The 21,877-nt window shown below is 73.4% G+C and carries 20 protein-coding genes and 1 tRNA gene; 11 read left to right on the top strand and 10 right to left on the bottom strand.

Going from position 1 to position 21,877, the window contains the following annotated elements; genetic code table 11:
* Positions 1-69: 69 nt before the first annotated feature.
* Genes AC07F3_RS03220 through AC07F3_RS03190 form a run of 7 tightly spaced genes read left to right on the top strand, consistent with a single transcriptional unit; the run spans position 70 to position 6,730 of the window.
* Positions 70-1,731 (top strand): aldehyde dehydrogenase family protein, encoded by a 1,662-nt coding sequence (locus tag AC07F3_RS03220; RefSeq protein ID WP_479110594.1) that lies wholly within the window; start codon positions 70-72, stop codon positions 1,729-1,731.
* A 10-nt stretch (positions 1,732-1,741) separates the two neighbouring features.
* Complete coding sequence (locus AC07F3_RS03215; protein ID WP_479109919.1) at positions 1,742-2,875, top strand: acyl-CoA dehydrogenase family protein; 1,134 nt, start codon at positions 1,742-1,744, stop codon at positions 2,873-2,875.
* Between the two features lie 14 nt (positions 2,876-2,889).
* Positions 2,890-4,176, top strand: a complete 1,287-nt coding sequence (locus AC07F3_RS03210; protein WP_479109917.1) for an aspartate aminotransferase family protein — start codon at positions 2,890-2,892, stop codon at positions 4,174-4,176.
* Between the two features lie 7 nt (positions 4,177-4,183).
* On the top strand, positions 4,184-4,702 hold the full coding sequence (locus AC07F3_RS03205; protein WP_479109915.1) for a type II toxin-antitoxin system RatA family toxin: 519 nt from the start codon (positions 4,184-4,186) through the stop codon (positions 4,700-4,702).
* A complete protein-coding gene (locus AC07F3_RS03200; protein WP_479109913.1) occupies positions 4,702-5,193 on the top strand; it encodes a hypothetical protein in 492 nt (163 codons plus the stop codon). Before AC07F3_RS03205 ends, AC07F3_RS03200 begins: the two co-directional genes overlap by 1 nt.
* Entirely contained in the window at positions 5,190-5,720 is a 531-nt protein-coding gene (locus AC07F3_RS03195; RefSeq protein ID WP_479109911.1) for a flavin reductase family protein, read from the top strand. The genes AC07F3_RS03200 and AC07F3_RS03195 overlap by 4 nt, the downstream gene beginning before the upstream one ends.
* Positions 5,721-5,725: 5 nt before the next feature.
* Positions 5,726-6,730 carry a VlmB-like protein gene (locus AC07F3_RS03190; protein WP_479109909.1) on the top strand — a complete coding sequence of 335 codons (1,005 nt, stop codon included), beginning with the start codon at positions 5,726-5,728 and terminating at the stop codon, positions 6,728-6,730.
* Positions 6,731-6,831: 101 nt separating this feature from the next.
* On the opposite strand, the gene AC07F3_RS03185 is transcribed toward AC07F3_RS03190, so the two are convergent.
* Genes AC07F3_RS03185 through AC07F3_RS03175 form a run of 3 tightly spaced genes read right to left on the bottom strand, consistent with a single transcriptional unit; the run spans position 6,832 to position 11,428 of the window.
* Positions 6,832-7,599, bottom strand: coding sequence for an SGNH/GDSL hydrolase family protein (locus AC07F3_RS03185; protein ID WP_479109908.1), 768 nt, complete (start codon positions 7,597-7,599; stop codon positions 6,832-6,834).
* Complete coding sequence (locus AC07F3_RS03180; protein ID WP_479109906.1) at positions 7,596-9,830, bottom strand: MmgE/PrpD family protein; 2,235 nt, start codon at positions 9,828-9,830, stop codon at positions 7,596-7,598. Before AC07F3_RS03180 ends, AC07F3_RS03185 begins: the two co-directional genes overlap by 4 nt.
* Complete coding sequence (locus tag AC07F3_RS03175; protein WP_479109904.1) at positions 9,827-11,428, bottom strand: MFS transporter; 1,602 nt, start codon at positions 11,426-11,428, stop codon at positions 9,827-9,829. The genes AC07F3_RS03180 and AC07F3_RS03175 overlap by 4 nt, the downstream gene beginning before the upstream one ends.
* Positions 11,429-11,577: 149 nt before the next feature.
* Here AC07F3_RS03175 and AC07F3_RS03170 point away from each other — a divergent pair, with 149 nt between their 5' ends.
* From AC07F3_RS03170 to AC07F3_RS03160, 3 genes are all read left to right on the top strand, one after another.
* Positions 11,578-12,207: a TetR/AcrR family transcriptional regulator gene (locus AC07F3_RS03170; protein ID WP_479109902.1), complete on the top strand. Its 630-nt coding sequence runs from the start codon at positions 11,578-11,580 to the stop codon at positions 12,205-12,207.
* A 94-nt stretch (positions 12,208-12,301) separates the two neighbouring features.
* Positions 12,302-12,394: transfer RNA gene (locus tag AC07F3_RS03165), tRNA-Leu, on the top strand.
* Positions 12,395-12,432: 38 nt separating this feature from the next.
* Entirely contained in the window at positions 12,433-13,347 is a 915-nt protein-coding gene (locus tag AC07F3_RS03160) for a diacylglycerol/lipid kinase family protein (protein ID WP_479109900.1), read from the top strand.
* 21 nt (positions 13,348-13,368) lie between these two features.
* On the opposite strand, the gene AC07F3_RS03155 is transcribed toward AC07F3_RS03160, so the two are convergent.
* The 5 genes from AC07F3_RS03155 to AC07F3_RS03135 all read right to left on the bottom strand — a co-directional run bounded on the left by AC07F3_RS03155 (position 13,369) and on the right by AC07F3_RS03135 (position 18,639).
* Positions 13,369-14,031 carry a response regulator gene (locus AC07F3_RS03155; RefSeq protein ID WP_479109898.1) on the bottom strand — a complete coding sequence of 221 codons (663 nt, stop codon included), beginning with the start codon at positions 14,029-14,031 and terminating at the stop codon, positions 13,369-13,371.
* Between the two features lie 4 nt (positions 14,032-14,035).
* The gene (locus AC07F3_RS03150; protein ID WP_479109896.1) at positions 14,036-15,253 is read right to left on the bottom strand and encodes a sensor histidine kinase; all 1,218 of its coding nucleotides are present in this window, start codon (positions 15,251-15,253) and stop codon (positions 14,036-14,038) included.
* 88 nt (positions 15,254-15,341) lie between these two features.
* On the bottom strand, positions 15,342-16,157 hold the full coding sequence (locus tag AC07F3_RS03145) for an ABC transporter permease (protein ID WP_479109895.1): 816 nt from the start codon (positions 16,155-16,157) through the stop codon (positions 15,342-15,344).
* Positions 16,154-17,098 (bottom strand): ABC transporter ATP-binding protein, encoded by a 945-nt coding sequence (locus AC07F3_RS03140; RefSeq protein ID WP_479109893.1) that lies wholly within the window; start codon positions 17,096-17,098, stop codon positions 16,154-16,156. The genes AC07F3_RS03145 and AC07F3_RS03140 overlap by 4 nt, the downstream gene beginning before the upstream one ends.
* Before the next feature lie 200 nt (positions 17,099-17,298).
* Complete coding sequence (locus tag AC07F3_RS03135; protein ID WP_479109891.1) at positions 17,299-18,639, bottom strand: DUF6777 domain-containing protein; 1,341 nt, start codon at positions 18,637-18,639, stop codon at positions 17,299-17,301.
* Positions 18,640-18,817: 178 nt separating this feature from the next.
* On the opposite strand from AC07F3_RS03135, the gene AC07F3_RS03130 reads away from it, so the two are divergent.
* Complete coding sequence (locus AC07F3_RS03130; RefSeq protein WP_479109889.1) at positions 18,818-20,119, top strand: streptophobe family protein; 1,302 nt, start codon at positions 18,818-18,820, stop codon at positions 20,117-20,119.
* A gap of 58 nt (positions 20,120-20,177) precedes the next feature.
* Here the strand turns inward: AC07F3_RS03130 and AC07F3_RS03125 are convergent, their stop codons facing one another.
* Complete coding sequence (locus AC07F3_RS03125) at positions 20,178-21,194, bottom strand: serine/threonine-protein kinase (RefSeq protein WP_479109887.1); 1,017 nt, start codon at positions 21,192-21,194, stop codon at positions 20,178-20,180.
* Positions 21,194-21,871: a hypothetical protein gene (locus tag AC07F3_RS03120; protein WP_479109885.1), complete on the bottom strand. Its 678-nt coding sequence runs from the start codon at positions 21,869-21,871 to the stop codon at positions 21,194-21,196. The genes AC07F3_RS03125 and AC07F3_RS03120 overlap by 1 nt, the downstream gene beginning before the upstream one ends.
* Positions 21,872-21,877: the final 6 nt, after the last annotated feature.

The raw sequence follows: 21,877 nt of genomic DNA, 5'->3' as shown, positions 1-21,877 counted from the left end.
GCGAAACATTCAGGCAATTTCCGCCGCGCACCACGGGGCGGACGTAAACGGGGGCCTTGCGTGACCGGAATATCAGCGAAATCGCGTGCACTGCTCCATCCCGACGACGTGCTGCTCGCCCGGGGAGCGCGTTCCTACGGTTCGTACGTGGCGGGCCGGAGCGTGCCGGGTGAGGAGTGGGTGTACGTCGTGGATGCGGCGGCCCTGCTCGACGACGCGTTCAGCAGTCTCACGCTCAAGCGGAAGCTGGAGAAGGGCTGGACGCCGATCGGGCCGCTGCCCGAGTCCGTCGTCGCCCGCGTGGCCAAGGCCTCCGCCGCCACGGTCGAGGAAGCGCTCTCAGCCGCCTCGGGCGCCGCCGCCGAGTGGGGCGCGATGCCCTTGGACATACGCCTCGACGAGGTCTGCACCCGGCTGCGCGAGCGGATCGCCGAGCGCACCGACGAGATCATCGAGGTGCTCGTCCAGGAGGGGCATCCGCTGGCGCTCGCCCGCTGGGAGGTGTCCGGGATGCTCCAGTGCTGGAGCCCGGAGTCGATCGCCTTCTACCACTCCCAGATGATCCAGGAGTTCCGGCACGGGGTGCGCGAGATCTCCGTACGGCGCCGGCCCGACGGGGTGGTCTGCCTCAACCCGCCGCAGAACGCGCCGATGGCCAGCGCCCTGCTCGGCGTGTACGCGATCTTCGCGGGCAACGCCCTGGTGGTGCGGGCGCCGCGCAGTGGCCCGCTCGGCGTGATGTACGCGCTCCAGGAACTGGTCGCCCCCGTCCTCGACGAGGTCGGCGCGCCGCCCGGCACGCTCGGCGTGGTGTGCGGCGACCCGGGGCCGATGCTGAACACCTGGCTGGCCAGTGAGCACGTCGACGACATCATGTACTTCGGCGCCAGCGAGAGCGGTCTGCGGTTCCAGGAGCGGTGCATCGCCGCCGGAAAGAAGCCGATCCTCGAACTCGCCGGCAACGACATCGTGACGGTCTGGAAGGACGCCGATGTCGAACTCGCCGCCGAGGCGCTGACCGAGGGCTTCTACGGCTCGGGCCAGCTGTGCATGATCCCCAACCAGGTGGTCGCCCACCCCGAGGTCGCCGACGCCCTGGTGGCCGAACTGGCCCGCCAGGCGCAGCGGATCAGGCCCGGCCGCGCCGCCGACGAGGGGGTGCTGCTGACCCCGGTGCTGCGCAACGAGAAGTTCTTCGCGTGCCTCGACGACGCCCTGGCCCACGGCGCCGAACTGGTCTGCGGCGGCCACGCCATGCAGCTCGACGGGGCCCGCGACGCCAACGGCATCTTCCTGGAGCCGACGGTGGTCCGGGTGGACGGGCTCGCACAGGCACGGCGGGTGCAGGCGGTGCGGCACGAGACGCTCTTCCCGCTGCTCCCGGTCATCGTGGCCGAACCCGCCCCGGACGAGGCGCTGTTGGCGTCGTTCATCGACTTCGTGAACACCAACTGGTACGGCCTGCGCAACTCGCTGTGGGCCCGCGACCGCGCGGTCGTCGACCGGTTCGTGGCCCGGGTCACCGAGGGCGGCCTGCTCAAGGTCAACGACTCGCACATCGGCTTCCTGCCCTATCTGCCCTCGCACGGCGGCACCGGCCTGACCGGGGGCGTGTTCGGCGAGGCCAACTACCCGATGCTGCGCACCACGCATGTGCAGGGCGTGAGCGTGGCACCCGGCGGCATCCGGCCGCGCGACGCCGTGTTCGGCACCGACAGCAGTGCGGCCTGAGGAGGGCCCGATGCGTTCGACCCAACGAGCCGCCGAGGTCTGCGAGGCCTTCCTGCCCGGACTGCTCGGCAAGCTGGCCGACGTCCCGATGGCCGAACTGGAGGCGCCGGGCAGCCCGGCCATCGCACACTTCAAGGCGTGCGGCGGCCCGGCCCTGGTGATCCCGGAGGCGTACCAGGGGGCCGGTGCCACGCCGATGGAAGCGCTCTCCGTGGTGCGGGCCATCGCGGCGCTCTCGCCGTCGCTGGCCGTGGGCACCACCATGCACCACTTCTCGGTGGCCACCCTGTTCACGCTCGCCGACAGCATCCAGAGCACCGGCATGGAGTGGGCACTGCTCGAAGGCATCGCCGAGCAGCGACTCCTGGTCTCCTCCGGCTTCGCCGAGGGACGGCCGGGCCAGGGCATCCTGTCGCCGACGATGACCGCGACCAAGGCCGACGGCGGCTATCTCGTCAGCGGCTCCAAGAAGCCGTGCAGCCTGGCGCACTCCATGGACCTGCTCACCGCGTCCGTGGCCCTGCCCACCGACTCCGGCACCGAGATGGCGGTGCTCCTCGTGCCGCGCGCCACGCCGGGCCTCACCGTCCACCCGTTCTGGAAGAGCTGGGCCCTCGCGGGCGCCGAGAGCGAGGAGGTGCGCCTGACCGACGCGTTCGTCGACGAACAGCTCGTCGTGCGGCCCGAGTTGGGGGAAGCGGGCGAGCTGGACGAGCTCCAGACGGTCGGCTTCATCTGGTTCGAGCTGCTGATCTCGGCCTCGTACCTGGGCATGGCGGGCGCCCTGGTCGACCGGGCCCATGCCGGTGGCCGGGGCAGCATCTCCGACCGCGCCGAATTGTTCACGACGTACGAGAGCGCCGCACTGCTCCTGGAGGGCGTGGCGCGGATGCTCGGGGACCGCCGGCACGCGAACGAGGCGCTCGCCAAGACGCTGGTCGCCCGGTACGCGGCCCAGGACGCCCTCGGCCGGGCCGTGCGGCTCGCGGTCGAGATGCTCGGCGGCATGGCGTTCGCCGGCTCCTCCGACGTGGCCTATCTCGCGGCGGTCTCGCACGGGCTCTCCTTCCACCCGCCGTCCCGGGCGAGCTTCGCCGCGCCCTTCCTCGACCACGTCGACGGCCGCCCGCTGCGGCTGTCCTGAAGGAGGTGAACACCATGACGGTCACGACACCACCGGCCGGGGAACTGCCCGGCCGCGAAGCACTCGGGAACCTGTACCGGGCCCGGCTCAGCAAGGGCCGGGCGACGCTCGGCGAGATGTTCGGCGGGCACGTGGAGGTGGCCTCCGAGGGGGCCTGGGTCACCACGGCCGAGGGACGCAGGTTCCTCAACTGCGGTGGTTACGGCGTCTTCCTCACCGGCGCGAAACACCCCACGGTGCTGCGCCACGTGCGCGAACAGCTGGAGCACCACCCGGTGGCGACCCGCCTGTTCCTGGAGCCCCAGGCGGCACTCGCCGCCGAGGCCCTGGTGGCGGTGGCCCCGCCCGGCCTCGAGCGGGTGCACTTCGCGGGCTCGGGCGCCGAAGCGGTGGAGGCCGCGATCAAGGTGGCCCGCACCCGTGGCAGGACCCGGCTGATCTCGATGGCGGACGGCTACCACGGCAAGACGATGGGAGCGCTCAGCCTCACCGGCAAGGACGTCTTCCAGGACCCGTTCCGCCCGCTGCTGCCCCTGGCCACCCATGTGCCGTACGGCGATGCGGAGGCGCTGCGCAAGGAGCTCGCCGCGTGCCCGGGCGAGGCGTGTGTCTTCGTCGAACCGGTGCAGGGCGAGGCGGGCGTCGTCATTCCGCCGCCCGGCTATCTGGGCACGGTGGAGAGCCTGTGCCGGGAGTACGGCGCGCTGCTCGCCGTCGACGAGATCCAGACCGGTCTCGGACGGCTCGGCACCTGGTGGGGCTGCGGTCCCGAGGGCGTGCGCCCCGATCTGCTGCTCGTCGGCAAGGGCCTCAGCGGCGGCGTGGTGCCGGTGTCCGCGGTGCTCGCGACCCCGGAGGCCTTCGAGGCCTTCGACCGCGACCCGTATCTGCACACCTCGACGTTCTCCGGCGCTCCGCTCGCGATGGCCGCCGCGCGCGGAGCGATCGCGGCCCTGCGCGAGGACAACCTGGTCGGGCGGGCGCGGGTGCTGGGCGACGAGATCCTTCGGGTGGTGGGCCGCATCGTGCGCGGCCACTACGGGCCGGCCGTGCGGGAGGTGCGCGGGCGCGGGCTGCTGCTGGGCATCGAGTTCGCGGAACCGGGCCCGGCGGGCGAGCTGCTGATCGAGCTGATCCAGCACGGCGTCATCGCCAACCACTCCCTCAACTCCCATCTGGTCCTGCGGCTCACCCCGCCCGCGGTCCTGACCCGCGGCGACCTGGACTTCCTGTACGAGGCGGTGGACCGGGCCTGCCGGGCCCAGGCCGCTCGCTCCACACCGACCCGTGAAAGTGGCTGAGACACCCATGCGCAGTACGCAACTGACCGTCCGCGTCGAGGCGGTCTGCCCCGGCACGGCCTACCAACGCATCAAGGACTACGCCCGCTACCCCGAACTCGCCCCCGTCGTACGGTCCGTGACGGTCCATGAGGTCGGCGAGTCCGAGGAACGCAGCGACTGGGAGGTGTACTTCCGCAACGGCATTCTGCGCTGGACCGAGACCGACCGCTTCGACGAGGCTCGGCTGCGCATCGTCTTCCGCCAACTCGAAGGCGACTTCGCCGAGTTCGCCGGTACGTGGTCGGTGACCGAGGACGGCGAGGACTGCCTGGTGCACTTCGCCGCCGAGTTCGACTTCGGCATACCGAGCCTCGCGGGAATCCTCGACCCGGTCGCGGCCCGGGTGCTCAAGGAGACCATCGGCGTGGTCGTCACCAGCCTCTTCGCGCGGGCCCATGTGGTCGGCGACGAACCGGTGGCGCACGCGGTCGCCCGGGCCACCGCCGGCGCGCCCCCTCGGGACCTGCCGGGGGCGGCCGCCTGATGGACGCCCGGAACCTCTTCGAGACTCCGGTGACCTACCGGCTCGCCCGCCTGGAGTACGCGGTCGGGCTCGGCGTCGCCGCCGGGTTCTTCTTCGCCCACCTCGGCGAGGTGCGGTGGACGGTGGCGGCCGGCCTGTTCGTGTACATCGACCTGGTGGGCTACCTCCCCGGCGCGCTCGCCCACCGCCGCAGCCCGAACGGCCGTATCCCGCACGTGTATTACGTGCTGTACAACGTGATGCACAGCCTGGCCACGCAGACACTGGTGGCCCTGGCGTGGATGTGGCTGTTCGGCGCCGAGTGGGCGCTGCTCGCCCTGCCCCTCCACCTGTTCGGCGACCGCGCGATCTTCGGGAACTTCCTGAAGCCGTTCGGCGTGAGCTTCGAGCCCGTGGCACACCCCGCGTACCAGCGCTTCAGCGGCGAATACGCGGCCAGAACCGCGGACCGGGAGCGGCTCGCCCGACGGCTCGACGCGAGGTCGTCATGACGGCGCCGGGGGCCGTGTCCGCCCGCGCGGGCTGGCGTTTCGTTTCGGGGGTGTCGGTGCTGACGTGCGGGGTGGCGGAACGGGCGCACGGGGTCACGGTCAGCACGCTGTCCGTGGCCTCGGTCCGGCCCCCGATGGTCTCGGTGGCACTGCGCCGGGGCAGCCGGGGTCTGGGCGCCCTCATCGCCGCGGGCCGGTTCGTCGTCAACGGCCTCGCGGCCCAACAGGAGCCGCTGGCGCGGTACTTCGCCCGGCGCGACCGCGGTGAGGGGCCGGCCCTGTTCGGCCCCGAGGTCGCGGCGGCGTGGGAGCCGTACACGGCCGACGGCGTGCCGCTGCTCGCGGGCACGGTGGGGCGCCTGGAGTGCCGGATCGAGCGGAGCGTACCGGTCGGCGACCACGAACTGCTCATCGCCCGGGTGCTCGCCTCGTACTCGGGCAGCGGCACTCCCCTGCTCACCACCGACGGAGGCCGAACGCGATGTCCGACACCAGGAGTTGGCCCGATGACCGAGACCAGGAGCTGAGGCCCATGACCGAGACCAGGGCGGACGAGACCCCGACCGCGGCCGCTGAGAGCGCTCTCGCCGCGTTTCCCGCCGAGGCCGACTGGGAACGCGCCCCGTCCCTGGTGGACGGGGCGACGCGTCTGGAACTGAGCGCCGCGGACTGCAACCTGCGGTACTGGCTGCGTGCCGTCCCGCAGGGCACCCTGCGCGGCCAGGAGCTGGGGCACGCGGCCGACGTACGCCCGCTGGCGGTGACCAGTGAGCCGGGGCCGCTCAACGACGCGCTGACCCAGGAGCTGGCGTTCCGCTCGATCGCCGAGGAGAAGGCGACCCGCGCGATCTCCCAGCTGGTGGCCCTGGCGCCCGATGTCGACAGCATGGAGTTCTACGCCACCCAACTCCTGGACGAGGCACGGCATTCAATGGTCTTCCGGACCCATCTGACCTCGCTGGGGGTGGCCGAGCACGACCTGGGGCCAACCGTGGAGAGGCTGGCCGGACCGGACCGCGATGCCGTGCTCACCCCGCTGGAGGAGCTCGGACTGCGCGTGCTGCGCGACGAGGGCGACTTCATCGGGGGCGTGGTCGTCCTGACCATCCTGGTCGAGGGGGTGCTCGCGCCCGCGGCGGAGCTCAGCGAGCGCAAGTGGCGGATCTTCGACCCGGCGGCCGCCGACATCGAGCGGGGCGCCGCCATCGACGAGATCCGCCACCTCACGGTGGGCAGCTCGATCGCCCGCGAGCATCTCCTGAACCACCCGCAGGACACACCGCGCCTGCTCGAACTGATCGCCGCGGGACGCGAGTTGTGGGGCTCACTGCCCGCCACGGACATGATCGCCCGGCGTGAGTCGCTGTTCCAAGAGGGACTGCGCAAGCACGCGGAGCTGGTCGGCGACTACGAGATCTGGCCGGGCCGCCGCCTGGTGGACACCGATGTCGAGGAGCGGATGACGACCGCGCTCGGCTGGGCGGACGCCATGCAGCGCCGCCGTCTGGAGTACATGGGCCTCGCGGACGCCCTGTGAGCACCGACCGGTCGCTCCCGGCGCGTCTGGACGGCACCGGTGCGGAGGCCGCCGTACCGGAGGGGACGGCGGCCTCCGCCACACCGCGGGCGGACCGGCCTTCAGCGTGACCGCGCCTGCTCGGCCAGGGCCCGTACGACCGCCGCGGCGGCGAAGGCGTGCCCCCGGCCGTTGAGACGGCCGGGTTCTGAACTCCACAGGCGCGCACCGTCGATGCCCCTCTGCTGGGCCATCAGGTCGACGTGCAGAGCGCCATGCCGGAGCGCCACCACCGCTACGCGTTCCACGAGCAGGAGCTGCCGTGTGCGGATCCGGTCGCGCTGAGCCTGTGCCACCTGGCCGGAGCTCGACCAGTCGAAGGGGCTGACCACGACGGCGTCACGACAGGTGGCCCCCTTCAACGAGGCCAGGATCCGGCTGAGTTCCGACTCGACCACGTCCGGGTCGAAGATCCGGGCCCGTAGCTCTGGACCGCCGCAGGCGAGTACCGCGAGGTCCGCCTCGAAGGCCAGGGCCTGGGCCAGTTGCCGGGACCTCACTTCGGACAGAACGAGGTCGCGCCGGGCCCGCAGGGACAGACAGGCGAGTTCACCGCGCCCCGCCTGCCGAAGAGCACAGGCGACCCGATCGGGCCACGGCTCGACGCGGTGGTCACGGGCCCCGGCATGCGCCACCGGTCCCGCTTCGCAGCCACCGAACACCACGGCCCGCCGCCAGGGCAGCGCCGACAGCGGCCCCTCGGCCTCGCCCGGTCGCAGGCCGCGCGGACCGGGACGGCGTGGTTCATGGCCGTACGGGTCGCGGTCTTCCGGATCGAGGTCCGGCGCATCGCCGTCGCCCTCCGTGGCCGCTTCTCGCTCCTCGCTCACCTCGCGTACTGACTTGGCGAGTTGATCCGTGCCGCGTGCCCCGGCAGCTGCTCCTCGGCCCGCAGGCGGACGACCTCGCCCCAGGGGACCGAGCCGCTGAACAGCTCCTTTCCTGCTCCGTTCACGAGCCGCACCCGTACGTCGGCGGTCCGGCACCGGGCCGGTGTGCGCGCGAGGAGGCCGACGAGCTCGGCCGCGTTGCGGCGCACCAGCTCGACCAGGACGGCACGGTCGGCCGCCGCGACGAGCGCGTCGAGCGCCACGGGATCCGTGGCGGCCGCATTGTCCAGCACGGGCGACGCGGCCCCGTCGAGCACCTGCCGCGCGACAGTCGCCAAAAGACGGTCGCTGAGCGCGAGATGAGCGAGCGTTCGGTCGATCTCGCGCCCGTGCTCCTCGGCCTCGCAGGCCTCCCTGCTCTCACCGGCCCCTGCTGCCGCGCCGACATCAGCGCCGTGGTGGCTGTCGGCGTCGAGCCGGTAGGCCATCGCACGGAACAGCCCGTCGTACGCCGACTCCAGCCGCACGGTGTCCCACAGCGTCTCGGTGAACGGCGCCGAGGACTGTTCCCGCCCCACCCCCGACCCCTTTGGCCCGGGTCCGGAACGCGTGGCCGCTCCGGCCCCCGGCTCGGCACGCCCTCGCATCCCCGCCCCGGACTCCCCGCGCGCGCTCCCCTCACGGTCAGGTGGTGTCGGGGGCACGGCCCGAGCGCCAGGGCTCGGCACGGCCCCGGCCAGGTCCCCCAGCGCCAGCTCGACGAGGCGCTCCACGTCACGCGCGCCCAACTCCAGGAGGTTCTCGACGAGTTCGAGGACCTCCGGCTTTCCGCCGCAGCGCAGGAACTTGCGTCGGGCCAACTCCTGGTGGCCCGGGCCGTCCGTGCCGCCCGCCGCGCCGACGGCGCTGCGCCGCTCGGCGCACAGCTCGCGTCCGTCGCGCAGCCGCACGGTGACCCGGGCGCCCAGATCCTTCGTCGCCCAGCGGAAATCGGGCGCCGGGTCCAGCCAGGGCGGCGGCAACGCGTCGACGGCTTCCGGCCCCGCCGCCCCGGCCCACCCCGCGGCTCGCCGCCCGGCACGCCGCAGGGCCTGGCCCAGGGGCGCCGTGGCGAGCAGCGCGGCCCGGCTCAGCGCCGGGTCGTGTGCGGTGCGCACCTTCGCGGCGAGGGTCCAGCGCTCGGGCCGGTCGACCTCGGGCGGCGCCAGGTCGGCGGGTTCCAGGGCCCCGGTCAGCAGTGCGGTCGCCACGTTGTACGGGACGGAGAAGTTCAGGGCGGCGACGCTGGAGCGAGGACCCGCCGACGCGCCCTGGAAGACCCGGTCGAGACCACTGGTGAAGAGGGACCCCTCGACCACGACCTCGGCGACCTCATCGACCCCGCCGCTTTCCCCTACCCCCAACTGAGCCAGATCCGCGTGGAGTTCGGCCGCGCAGTCGATGGCGGCGCTGAGGTAGGCACTGCCGGGATGGACCTTGTACGAGAGCGTTTCCGTGTACCAGAGCGTGCCGAGACCAGCGACCGCTTCCTCCGGCAGGGGCAGCGCCGCGAACCGTCGCAGGAAGCCCTGCGGGTGTTCCAGGGCGTCGGCCGGGCCGTCGAGCCCGGCGTGGGCGCCGTCACACGCGCCGAGGCCGATGCGCACCGGGACGGCCGCTGTGTACAGCTTGGCGTCGGTGGTGAAGAAGCCGTGCGGCAGCGTCCAGGTGGGGGTGGTGAGGGCGAGGCCGAACGCGTTCACCCAGGTGTGCGTGAGAGCGCTCTCGGCGCGCAGCCGGCCCGCCACCGCACCGGCGAGGTGGGTGTGCCCGGCGGTCTGGCCCCGGAAGGGTCCCAGCGTGGCGGCGGCGGTGATGCGTGCCGCGCATTCGTTGGCCGCCAGGATCGCGGTCGCGAGCCGCCGCCCGTCGAGGCCGAGCGGTCGCGCGTACACGAGGGGGACGTTGACGCACGAGTGGGAAAGGTGCCCGGCGTAGGCGGTGTCGTCGAAGTCCAGGCAGATGGTGGCCATGGCCAGGGAGTGCGCGGCGCGCTCGGGGTCGTCCTGGAGAGCGCTCCCGTGCGCCTGGGTGATCCTGGCGCCCAGCGGGTGCCCGTACCCGGCGCGGGCGGCGGCCAGCTGGCTGAGCAGTTGGCTCCTGAGATGGGCGACGACCCGGTCCGGGGCGTCCGTGACGTCCAACGCGCTTGCCCACTGGGCCAGTTCGGTCAGGAGGGACGGCTCGGTCATGGGTGACTCCGGCCGATGGCGGCCTCGGCGGCCTCTTGGCGGGCCTGCGCGTCGGACGCGGGGGTGGCGCCGGCGCCTCGGCCGCGCAGGAGGACCAGGGCGCACAGGCCGCCGACGAGCGTGCCCGCCGCGGCTACCTCCGTCACCAGGTGCATGCCGTCGATGAACACGGGACCCACGGCGTCCAGGACGGGACGGCGGACCGAGGGCGGCAGCGTTCCGGCCTGGGACAGGTCGCCGCCGCTGAGCTGTTCGTAGGCGCGGGCGCGGACCTGCTGCGGGAGGGGAGCCGCTGAGAGCGCTCCCGGCAGCGCGTCCCGCAGATGGCGCAGGAGCAGCGCCCCGGCGAGTGCCACGCCGAACACCGCGCCCACCTGCCGGAAGGTGTTGGAGACGCCGGAGGCCGTACCCGCCTGCTCGGACGGCACGGAGCCGAGCAGCGCGACCGTGGCGGGCGCGCCGGTGAAGGAGACGCCAATGCCGAGGAGCGCCAGGGCCCACCAGTAGCCGCCGAAGCCGGTGTCCACGTCCAGCGCGGTCAGCCCGTACAGGCCCGCGGCGGACAGAACGGATCCGGCGACGATGGGCCAGCGCGAGCCTGCCCGGGCGGCGACGACGCTCGCCGCGAACGAGGCGATCATGATGGGTACGGTCAGGGCGAGGAAGCGGACGCCGGTCTCCACGCTGCTCAGCCCCTGAACGCTCTGCAGGACGAGGGTCAGCAGGAAGATGGCCGCGAACAGGCCGAAGAGACTGAGGAAGTTGACGGCTCCGGCGACCGCGACGACCGGGCTGCGGAAGAGCTTGAGCGGGAGCATCGGGTCGGGCTGGTGGAGCTCCCAGAACACGAAGGCCACCAGTGCCACCGCCGAGAGCGCGAACGACCCGACGATGACCGCGGAGGCCCAGCCCTGGCTGTTGGCCTCGATGAGCGCGTACGCGAGCGCGGCGATCGCCACGACGAACAGCGCCTGCCCGAGCAGGTCGGGGCGGCGGCTGCGCGGAGAGCGGTTCTCGGTGAGGAGCCGGGCGAGCACCAGCGCGGCGAGGACTCCGATGGGCACGTTGATCCAGAAGATGCTCTGCCAGCCGACGTGGTCGACGAGCAGCCCACCGGCCACGGGGCCGGCGGAGAGCGCGACCCCGCCGATGCCGGCCCAGATGCCGATGGCTTTGGCCCGGGCGGCCGGTTCGCTGTAGGCGGCGGAGACCAGGGCGAGCGAGACCGGGATCATGACGGAGCCGCAGACGCCCTGGAGGGCCCGGCCGACGAGCAGGACGCCGATGGAGCCCGAGAGCGCGCACATCACCGAGCTGAGAGTGAAGCCGACCAGACCGCCGAGGAACAGCTTCTTGCGGCCGAGGACGTCCCCGAGGGTGCCCGAGGTGAGCAGCAGGCAGGCGAACGCGAGCGCGTAGGCGTCCACGATCCACTGCAACTGGGTTATTCCGGCCGTGAGTTCGTGCTGGATGTCGGGCAGCGCCACGTTCACGATCGTGGCGTCCAGGTAGACCATGAACACGCCGAAGCAGAGGAAGGCGAGCAGCAGCCCCTTCCTGGGGGCGGCGGCCGTGCCGGAGCCGGTGGTCTCGCTCATGACGGATCCTCACACGAGGGGTCCGGGGACGGGCTGGCACTCGCAACATAATGACCGACGGTCAGTCAGTCAATGCGCGGTGACTGGCGGTCAGTCACCGTAGGGGTAGATTGGGCCAAGACCAACTCCCGTCGAATGGAGGCGAGTTCATGGCTGCCACCGGTGCCCCGAACCGTCCGCGCCGCAAGCGGGTGACCAGGAGCCCCGAGGACCGGCGCGCGGCCCTGCTCAGCGGCGCGGCCGAGGTCTTCCGCCAGAAGGGGTTCACCGAGGCCACCGTCGCCGAACTCGCCGAAGCCGGGGAGGTCGCGAAGGGCACGTTCTACCTGTACTTCGACTCCAAGGACCATCTGCTCGGCGCGATGTGGGAGGAGTACGTCGACCGGTTCCTGGTGACCACCCGGGCGCTCCTCGACGAGGGCGGAGCCTGGTGGCCGACGCTCGACCGGCTGGTGCGCGCCCTGGTGGCGCACGCCGTCGAGAACGCCGGGCTGCACCGGATCGTCTACCGCTCGGCCAACGCCAAGTCCCTTGAGCTCTGCCGGAGTTCGAACCAGCGGGTCATCGACCTGATGGCGGACTTCATCGGCCGTGGCGCGCTCGCGGGCGCCTTTTCGGCGGGCGACACGGCACTGGTCTGCCGCATGCTCTTCCACGGCGCGCACGGCCTCCTCGACGACCTGATCAGCGGCGCGGAGCCGATCGACGTCGAGGCGGTGACGGCCGCCGTCCTCGAACTGGCCCACCGCGGCCTGGGCGCACCCGAGCCGACCAGCTGACGGGGCCGCCCCCGCGCGCGGTCTCAGCGCCGTCTCAGCGAAATCTCAGCCCGTCCGCGCAGGATCGGAACGTACGCGAGAACCAGGCGTACGGGGAGAGGTACCCGCAGCGGCCCAACGGGGGTCCGGCACAGGTCCGGTCCGGGTGTGAAAGCCCTCGCAGGTTCGAATCCTGCCCTCTCCGCCACAGCCGAAGAGCCGCCTGTCGCGACGAGGTGTCCGCCGATGACTCCATCCCCCCAGTCCGTTCTGGTCGTGGCCAATCCGGCCGCGGGAACGTACACGCGGGAGATGTCGGAGGCAGTCGTCCGGCGGATCGCGGGGGTCGGCGCGGCGGTCGAGCTGGCTGTGACCGAGCGGCCGGGCCACGCCCACAAGCTCGCCTCTGCGGTGGGCGAGCGGGGCGGCCCGGCCCTCGTGGTGTCCGTCGGCGGCGACGGCACCGCCCACGACCTCATGACGGGCCTGTGCGAGAGCGCTCCCGCCGAGCGGCGGGTGCCGCTGCTCGTGCTGCCGTCCGGCACCGGCAACTCCTTCTACCGCGAGATCTGGTCCGACCGGCCCTGGCAGGACGCCCTGGAGAGCGCTCTCTCACGGCCGCGCGTACGCCGGATCGACCTGGCCCGCGTGGCCGAGACGAACGGTCTGGCGCTGCTGGGCGCCTCGTCCGGGCTCGCCGCCCAGACGCTGCTGACCGCGCGCACCGTCGCCGACACCGGAAGGGCCCGCTACGAGGCCGCCCTGGCTCGCGCCATCGAGGCGTTCCGCCCGTACCCGGGCCGGGTGAGCGTCGACGGCGAGGTCGTCCACGCGGGCCCGACGGTGGCGGTGGGCGTGGGGGGTGGTCGCCACCGCGCCGGCCGGTTCATGCTGCTGCCGCACTCCGTCCTGGACGACCACCTGCTCGACGTCTGCGTCGCGGGAACGGCGCTGCCCCTCCCCGAGCTCCTGCGGCTGTCCCGCGACGGCAGCCATGTCGGCGGCCCCGGAATCGTGTACGCGCGGGGCCGCCGCGTGGTGGTGGAGCGCACGGACGGGGAGCCGCTGCTCTTCGAGTACGACGGCGACCTGGTCGCCGGGGCCCGCGACCGCTACACCCTGGACGTGGACCCGCACGCCCTGCCGGTGATCGCCCCGTGACCTCCGGGGCGACGGCCCGGCTCAGGCAGGCCGCACCAGCCGGGTCTCGTACGCGAACACCACGGCCTGCACCCGGTCGCGCAGTTCCAGCTTGACCAGGATGCGGTTCAGATGGGTCTTCACCGTCGCCTCGGCCAGGTGCAGCGCCGCGGCGATCTCCGTGTTCGACAGTCCCCGGCCGACCTCCGTGAGCACCTCGCGCTCGCGGGTGGTGAGCCTGGCGAGCCGTTCGTCGTCGCCGCCACCGGTGCCGGTGGGGAGCTGGTGGGCGAAGTTCTCCAGGAGCAGGCGCGTGACGCGCGGGGCGACCACGGCGTCACCCGCGGCCACGGAGCGGATCGCGGCCAGCAGCTCCTCGGGGAGCGCGTTCTTGAGCAGGAATCCCGAGGCCCCGGCCCGCAGCCCGGCGAAGGCGTACTCGTCGAGGTCGAAGGTGGTCAGGATGAGGACCTTCGACTCGGGGGACTCGGCCACGATGCGCCGGGTCGCCTCGATGCCGTCGGTGCCGGGCATGCGGACGTCCATCAGCACGACGTCGGGGCGCAGTTGGTGGGCGAGCCGGGCGGCCTCCGCGCCGTCACCTGCCTCGCCGACCGGCTCCATGTCGGCCTGCGCGTCGAGCACCATGGTGAACGCCATGCGCAGCAGCGGCTCGTCGTCCACGAGAAGGACACGAATGGTCATCCGGTTACGTTTCGCTTCCGTTGAGGGCGAGCACGGCGCGCACCTGCCAGCCGCCGCCTGCCCGGGGCCCCGCCGTCAGCTCGCCGCCGTAGGCCGCGGCCCGCTCCCGCATGCCGTGCAGACCGTGCCCGGTCGTGGTGGCGGGGAGCTCGGTGGCGGGGCCGTCGTCCGTGACGTCGACGGTGATCTCCTGCGGGCCGCACGCGACGCGGACCGTGGCACGGGTGCCGGGCGGCGCGTGCTTGAGGGTGTTGGTGAGGGCTTCCTGGACCAGGCGGTAGGCGGTCAGTTGGGCTGCGGCCGGTGCGGCCGACGGGTCGCCGCTGACCTCCAGCAGGGTGGGCAGTCCGGCGGCACGCACCTGGTCGGCCAGCGGCTCCAGCTGCGCGATGGCCGGCATGGGGTGGCGCAGGGCGTCCGGCTCGTCGGCCCGCAGCACCCCGAGGAAGCGGCGCATGTCGGTGATCGCCTGCCGCCCGGTCGTGGAGACCTGGCGCATCGCGGCGGTGGCCCGCTCGGGGGCGCGGTCCTGCGCGAAGACCGCGCCGTCGGCGAGGGCCACCATCACCGACAGGTTGTGCGTGACGATGTCGTGCATCTCGCGCGCGATCCGGGAGCGCTCTCCCGCGACGGCCAGCTGGGCCTGCTGGTCCCGCTCGTGTTCCAGGCGCACCGCCCGCTCTTCGAGCAGGGCCATCGCGGCACGTCGCCCGCGCATGTTGATGCCGATGACCGAGGCGGCGACGACCATCGCGGACATCCCGATGAACACCTCGGCCACCCGGTCGTCGGGCGCCCAGCGGATCGCCGCCAGGAGCACCCCGCCCTCCAGTACGCCGATGGCGAGCCAGGTGCGTCGCCTGCTCGCGTGGGCCGCGACCGTGTACAGGGCGATGAGCAGAGCGATGTCCGCGGGCAGGCGCTGATCGGCGAACCACTGCGCCAGGGCGACCGCGGACATCGTCAGGAACACCGCGAACGGCGCCCGTCTGCGCCACACCAGCGGCAGCACCATCGGCGCGGTGAAGCCCACGACGAGCAGCACGTGGTCGTGCAGGGGCCGGCGCCCCATGGCCGAGAGGCCCGCGAAGACAGCGGCCGCGAAGAGCGCGTCCACCGCGAGCGGCGAGAGCCGGGTGAGGGCCCGCAGCCGCAGGCGCGCCCCGAGGGCGCGCCAGGAATCGGCCCGGCGCCGCACGGCCGCCACGGGCGCGTACGTCATGGCGCCGCCCGGCGGCGACCGGCGGCAGCGCCGCGGGGCGGCGTCGTCACACCCGTGCCGCCGCCGGATCCGGTCGCCGCCGGCCTCATCAGGCGTCCCGCCGCTTGAGCGCCGCTCCCGCCCCGGCCAGCGCGATCAGCGCGTACAGGCAGAAGAATGCGAACCCGGTCCATGGGGCCAGGGTATGCGGCTCCTGGTGGATGTGGAGGAGCCCCTGTCCCGCCGTGCTCGGCAGGTACGGGTTGATGTTCTGGAACCACGAGGAGGGCAGCGCCTCCGCGAGCACCGGCAGGACGAGCAGGACGCCGAACACGGTGGCGATGCCGCCCGCCGTGTTGCGGATCAGCGCGCCGAACGCCACCCCGAGCAGCCCCACGACCGTCAGGTACAGCCCGGCTCCCAGAACCGCCCGCAGGACGCCGGGGGCGCTCAGCGACGTACCGAGGTGGTGGCCCGACATCGCGGCCTGGCCGATGAGGAAGGCCACCAGCGAAGCGACCGTCGTTAGCACCCACGCCACCACGCCGTACACCAGCGCCTTGGCCCACAGCACGGGCAGCCGGCGGGGCACCGCGGACAGCGAGGCGCGGATCATGCCGGTCGCGTACTCGCCGCTGACCACGAGGACGCCGAGCACGCCGACGGCGAGCTGGGCGAGGTAGAAGCCGCGCAGGCTGACCAGGGTGGGATCGAAGTGGGCCTTCTCGTCTGCGGGCAGGTGCGCCCAGCGGTCGGCCGTGAAGTAGCTGAACAGCAGGCCGAGGCCGATCATCGCGAGGACGGCGGCGAGCAGCGTGAAGAGCGTGGAGCGCAGCGACCGCAGCTTGATCCACTCGGAGTGGATCACCCGGGCCTGGGTCACCTCGCCGCGCGCCGCGGCGGGGATGATGGATGCCGTCGTCATGCCGCACTTCCTTCGCTGCCCGCGGCGACCAACTCGGGCGCCGGGGCCTGGTACTCCACGGAGTCCCTGGTGAGTTCCATGAACGCCTCTTCGAGCGAGGCCTGCTGCGGGGTGAGCTCGGCCAGGGCGATGGCGTGGTCGGCCGCGATCCGCCCGATCCGGTCACTGCTGAGCCCGCTGACTTCGAGCACCCCGGGCTCCTGCGAGGCGACGGTGACGTCGGGGCCCGCGAGCAGGCCGCGCAGCTTCTCCGCCTCATCGGTGCGCACCCGCACCAGGTCGCCCGCGGCCTGCGCCGTGAACTCCGCGACCGAGGTGTCGGCGATCAGCCGGCCGCGGCCGATCACGATCAAGTGCTCGGCGGTGAGCGCCATTTCGGACATCAGGTGCGAGGACACCAGGACCGTGCGCCCTTCGGCGGCGAGCCCCTTGAGCAGATTGCGTATCCACAGGATGCCCTCGGGGTCGAGGCCGTTGACCGGCTCGTCGAGGATCACCGTGGCCGGATCGCCGAGCAGCGCGCTGGCGATGCCGAGCCGCTGGCCCATGCCCAGGGAGAAGCCGCCCACCCGCTTCTTCGCGACGGCACGCAGACCCACCAGGTCGATCACCTCGTCCACCCGGCGGGCCGAGATGCCCGTGGTGGCCGCGAGGGCCAGAAGGTGGTTGTAGGCGCTGCGCCCGGTGTGGATCGCCCGTGCCTCCAGCATCGCCCCGACCTCGTGCAGCGGAGCCCGGTGCTCGGCGTAGCGCCTGCCGTTCACGACCGCGTGGCCCGAGGTGGGCGCATCGAGGCCGAGGAGCATCCGCATCGTGGTGGATTTGCCCGCGCCGTTCGGTCCGAGGAACCCGGTGACGATGCCGGGGCGCACCGTGAAGCTGAGGTCCTCGACGGCGGTGCGCTCGCCGTAGCGTTTGGTGAGGGAGTGGGCTTCGATCATGGAAAGTCCTTGCGGGAAACGGCATCGGGGGGTCCGAAGCGGACGCTGTTCACGCTAGGTCCGCTTGCCCGGCCGCTACGACGCCCCAAGGACCGACATTGCACCGCCCTTCCTGCACCCCGGGATGGAACGCCCCTACACCCGGCGATGTACGAACCCGGGCGGCCGACGCGGGACCGGCCCGTTCGGTACCCGCCCGGTCATGGACCGCCGTCCGTCCGTGAGGAGGAGGGCGGTTGCGCTGGTTCGGACGACGGGGGCGACTCCTGCGAGGCCGAGGAGGGAGGCTGGGTGGCGGGCGAGGAGGGGGGCCGCGTGGCCGGCGTCGAGGGTGAGGAGGGCGGGGCGGACGGCGGGACGGGCGTGTGCGGGCACGGCCCCGCCGAGGACGAGCCGGAGGGGAGCGAGACACACGGCGTCGGGCCGGGGGGCGTCGAGGACGACTCACTGGACGACTCACTGGCGGAGGGCGAGCCGGAGGGGGACGAGGAGGTGTGGGGCACCGGCGGCTTCGTCGCCGTGTCGCTGGTGCCCGTGTCGCCCTTGTGCCGTTCGAACCAGGCACCGCTGTCCGGGTCGTACACGACGAACTTGTTCACCACCTGCGCGGCGGGCGCCACGACCACGACGTTCGACGGCCGGTACCCGGGCCACGCCTCTCCCGTCCGCTTCGGCGTGCCCTTCTGGGCCACGGGCGGCAGCAGCGGGTTGCCGCAGGCGCAGCGCACCCGCGGCACGCCGCGGTCGTCGACGAGGACCGCCGTACCGGCTTGCAGCACGGCCTGGTAGCTGGTCGCGGCGCCGTCACGGTAGCCGTGGTTGGTCACCCGCGTGTCCAACCGCAGCCGGACGGGCGTGAGCGCGCGCAGATAGCCCGGCACTCCGGACGGTTCGATGGCGAGGACGGAGGCGAACGCCTTGTTCTTGGCCGGGTCCTTCTGGAGCGCGGTGACCTGGCGCTCCACGTCGCAGCTGCCGACCTTCTGGGTGCCGCCGTAGAGGCCGGGGGCGGCGCCGTCGACACCGCGCGTCGCATTGGCCGGGGCCGACGAGCTCGGCAGCGCGACCGGGGAGGACGGCGTGGTCTCGCCGCGGGCCGTCGACTCGGTGAAGGGGGCGGGCCCCGACTTTCCCGCGGGCTGGAGGAGGACCTCGCCCCCGGCCTGCGGTGTGCTCTTGGAGGAGCCGCCGGGGCGCGTGAGGACGACCGCCAGCACGGCCGCGGCCACCACGACGGCGGAGATCGCCGCGACGCGGGGCGCGGACTTCCACCACGGACGGGACGGCCCGGGACTCGCGCCGGAGCCCGATCCCGGTCCACCGGGCCCGCCGCCGTGCCCACCGCCACCGGCCGGACCGCCCGGCGGGCCACCACTCGGCGGGCCCGACGCCCGCCCGGCTCCCGGCGGAGGCGTCGAGCCGGCGCGGGTCGCGCCCGCCTGGGTGTCGCCCGGCCCGGAGGGGCTCGGCTGCGAAGGGCCCGAGAGCGGGCCCGAAGGCGGTCCTGTGGGGCGTCCTGACGACGGCGGCTCGGCGCTCACGAACACTTCTTCCGTACGTAGGGTGATCTGGCCGGGGAGGGTCTGGCGCAGGACAGCCTGCGGGGTGCGTTTCGCCCTCTATGTGCCCATTGTGTTCATCGGCTCCCGGGAGCCCGCAAGCCGACGCGGTCGGCCCTCCCGACGGGCGGGCCGCTCCGCCGCTGCTTAGCGTGACAAGGTGAGCGAGCAGACACCCCCTCGGCAGACAGCGGCGCCACCCGTGGGGCAGCGGCGTCGGGCACCCCATGGCTGGCCCCACGCCCTGGTGGCCGTGCTCGCCTCCGTGGTGACCATGGCCGTCGTCGCGGGCCTCGGGCTCTGGGCCGCGGGCGCCGCCGACCTGCCCGACGGGGCGTTCCCGAGTGTCGTGGCGGCCGTCGTCGTGATGGCGGCGGGCGGTTCGGTGGGGCTCTCGGGTGACGCCGGGGTGATCGCCGACACGAACGCCGGGCTCTCCGTGCTCCCGCTCTCCGTCAGCCTCGCCGGGGCGCTGGCGATGGCCGCCGGATTCCTCCGCCCGCTGCGGCACCGGGCCGTCGCCGACGCGAAGGAACTCGGCGGCTGGGCCGCCCGGATCGCGGTGCTCTGGCTCCTGCTCCTCAGCGGCCTCGGCCTGCTGGCCCGGCACCGCTTCACGATCCCGCTCGGGAACAGCCCCGCCGGTGACGTCGGCGCTGCCCTGGACTCCTCGCCCGAGGTCGGCTTCGAAACCGACGTGCCGCTGACCCTCGTCTTCGGACTGCTGTGGCTCGCGGGCGTCCTCGCCGTGGTCCTGCTCGTCTCGCGCCGGGCGCCGCTCCCCGCGCGCCTGCTGCGCTTCCAGGAGTCGGTACGCCCCGCGGCCTTCGCGATGGTGGTCCTGCTGCTGTCGTACGTCGCCCTGGGGTTCGTCGCCGGCCTCGTCGTGGCGGTGACGCGCGGACATGCCGCCCAGACGTTCGCGGTCCTGCTGCTCGGGCTGCCCAACCTCGTCTGGCTCGCCTTCACCCTCGGCCTCGGCGCGTCCTGGGAGGGCCGGGTGGACGGACCGTTCGGGCTGCCCATGCCGCACGTCCTGAGCGAGGTGCTGCGCACGCCGGACGACTCCACGCTCACCCTGAAGACGCTCGCCGCCCATGACGGCCGGGCGTGGTGGCTGCTGGTCGTCGCGGCGGTCCTGGTGCTGGGCACCGCGTTCCTGACGGCGGCCCGGTCCCCGGTACGGATGCGGGCCTGGCAGCACGCGGTGCACATGGCGGTGGCGCTGACCCTCACGGTGCTCGCCGTCTGCCTCCTCGCCGGGATGTCCGCCCACTACGGCCTCTCGCTCCTCGGCATCGGGGATCTCGGCGGCGGTCTGTCCGGCCTGGTGGAGCTGCGGCCCCAGCTGTGGCGGGCCCTGGTCCTGGCCGTGGCCTGGGGGCTCGTCTCGGGGTTCCTCGGCGGGCTGTTCGCGCGGCCGGTCCACCGGCGCGGGAAGGTGGAGGCGGGCCCCGGCTGAGCCAGGCGCGGTCCGTCGCCGAGCCCCGGAGATCCGCCCCCGTCCGAATCGGGCGCGGTCAGCCCGCCGGGCCCCGGAAGACCGGCCGGGCCCAGCGCGGTGGCTCGGGGGGCGCGCCGGGACCGGCGGCCACTCCCACGACAGGGAGGTCGACCCGCGTCGGAGGATGGCGTGCCGCGGTGCCCGCGGTGACCGCGGCCCGCAGCGCGTCGGCGAACGCGAGGCAGGAGCCGTACCGGTCCTCCGGCGCCTTGGCCAGCGCCCGCGCGAGGACCGCGTCGAGGGCCGCGGCGACCCCGGGCCGCTTCCGCGTCAGGCGGGGCGGCTCGTCGTACTGGTGGGCCCACAGGAGGGCGATGTCGTCGTCGCGCTGGAACGGCGGACCGCCGGTCAGGGTCTCGTACACGACACAGGCGAGGCTGTAGACATCGCATCGGCCGTCCACCGGGCGGCCCGATATCTGCTCGGGGGCCACGTAGTCGAGGGTTCCGACGAACTGACCCACCGTCGTGAATCCGGTCAGCGAGAGCGACTTCTTCGTGAGCCCGAAGTCCGTGAGGTAGACGTGTTCCGGGTGGTCGCTGTCCGTGCCCTTGGCCACCAGGATGTTGCCGGGCTTGACGTCGCGGTGGACGAGGCCGTGGTCGTGCGCCGCGTCGAGCGCGGACGCGACCTGCGTGGCGATGCGGAGGGCGGCCCCGACGGAGAGCGGGCCCGCGTGGTCGAGCAGATGGCGCAGATCGCGCCCGGGGACGTACCGCATGGCGATGTAGAGCACCCCGTCCGTCTCCCCCGCCTCGAAGACCGGCACGATGTGCGGGTGCTCGATCGCGGCGGCCACGCGTGACTCGTGTGTGAAGCGCCGGCGGAAGGTGTCGTTGCGGGCGAGCTCGGGGGCGAGCAGCTTGAGGGCCACGGTCCGGTCGAGGCGCAGGTCCTTGGCGCGGTAGACGACGGCCATGCCGCCCCGGCCGATCTCGGCCTCGACCCGGTACCCCGCGATCCGCTGCCCGATCAGCTCGGACGCCCTCCCGGCGTGCGGGCTCCGGACGGGCTCCCCCGGTGCGCGGGCCATCAGCCGTCACCGGGCCGGAGCGGCCCATCGCCCGACTCCGGCGAAGGGACCCCCGACTCGACCACGCGCGTCGCCTCCGGCCCCGCCCCGACTGGTGCACCCTGGACCACCTCGGTCCCGGCCTCGGCTCCCGATCCGGCCGCCCCGCCTCCCACGACCGCCGTCACCCCCTCCCCGTCGCGCCCCTCGGCGCTCGGCCCCTCCGCCGTCGCGTACGTACTGAGCCGTGCCCCGTCGCAGTACACCCACCGCTCGTGTTCCGCGTCGTACAGCCACACCGATTCGCCGTCCACGACCACCCCCACCCGCAGTCCGCGCGTCCGGCGCCGGAAGGACTCCCCGTCGACGCTGCCGCCCGCCAGTTCCTCCGCCGCACGCCGGTATCCGGCGACGGCGTCCTCGGTCCTGGCCAGGAGCGGGCGCGGGTCGGCCGTCCGGGCCGGTGGCCCGCCCGAGCCCGGCGGATCCTGCGGCACCGCGACCAGGAGCCGGCTGTCGACCCACGCCGACCAGCCGTTGGCGCAGACGATGCGGCCCCAGTCGCCGAGCCGGTCGACCAGTTGCACGGGCAGCAGCGCGTCCAGCGGCACCGCCCGGCGGTCCGCGTCCGGCGCCTCCCAGGCGGGCAGCCCGTCCTGGGGGACGACGTGGGTGGGGCGGAAGTCCGCAGTGGTCATCGCCGG

This window comes from Streptomyces sp. NPDC045846, assembly GCF_056431605.1.
The sequence above is the reverse complement of the archived record's forward strand: the minus strand, read 5'-3'. Positions and strand labels throughout refer to the sequence as shown.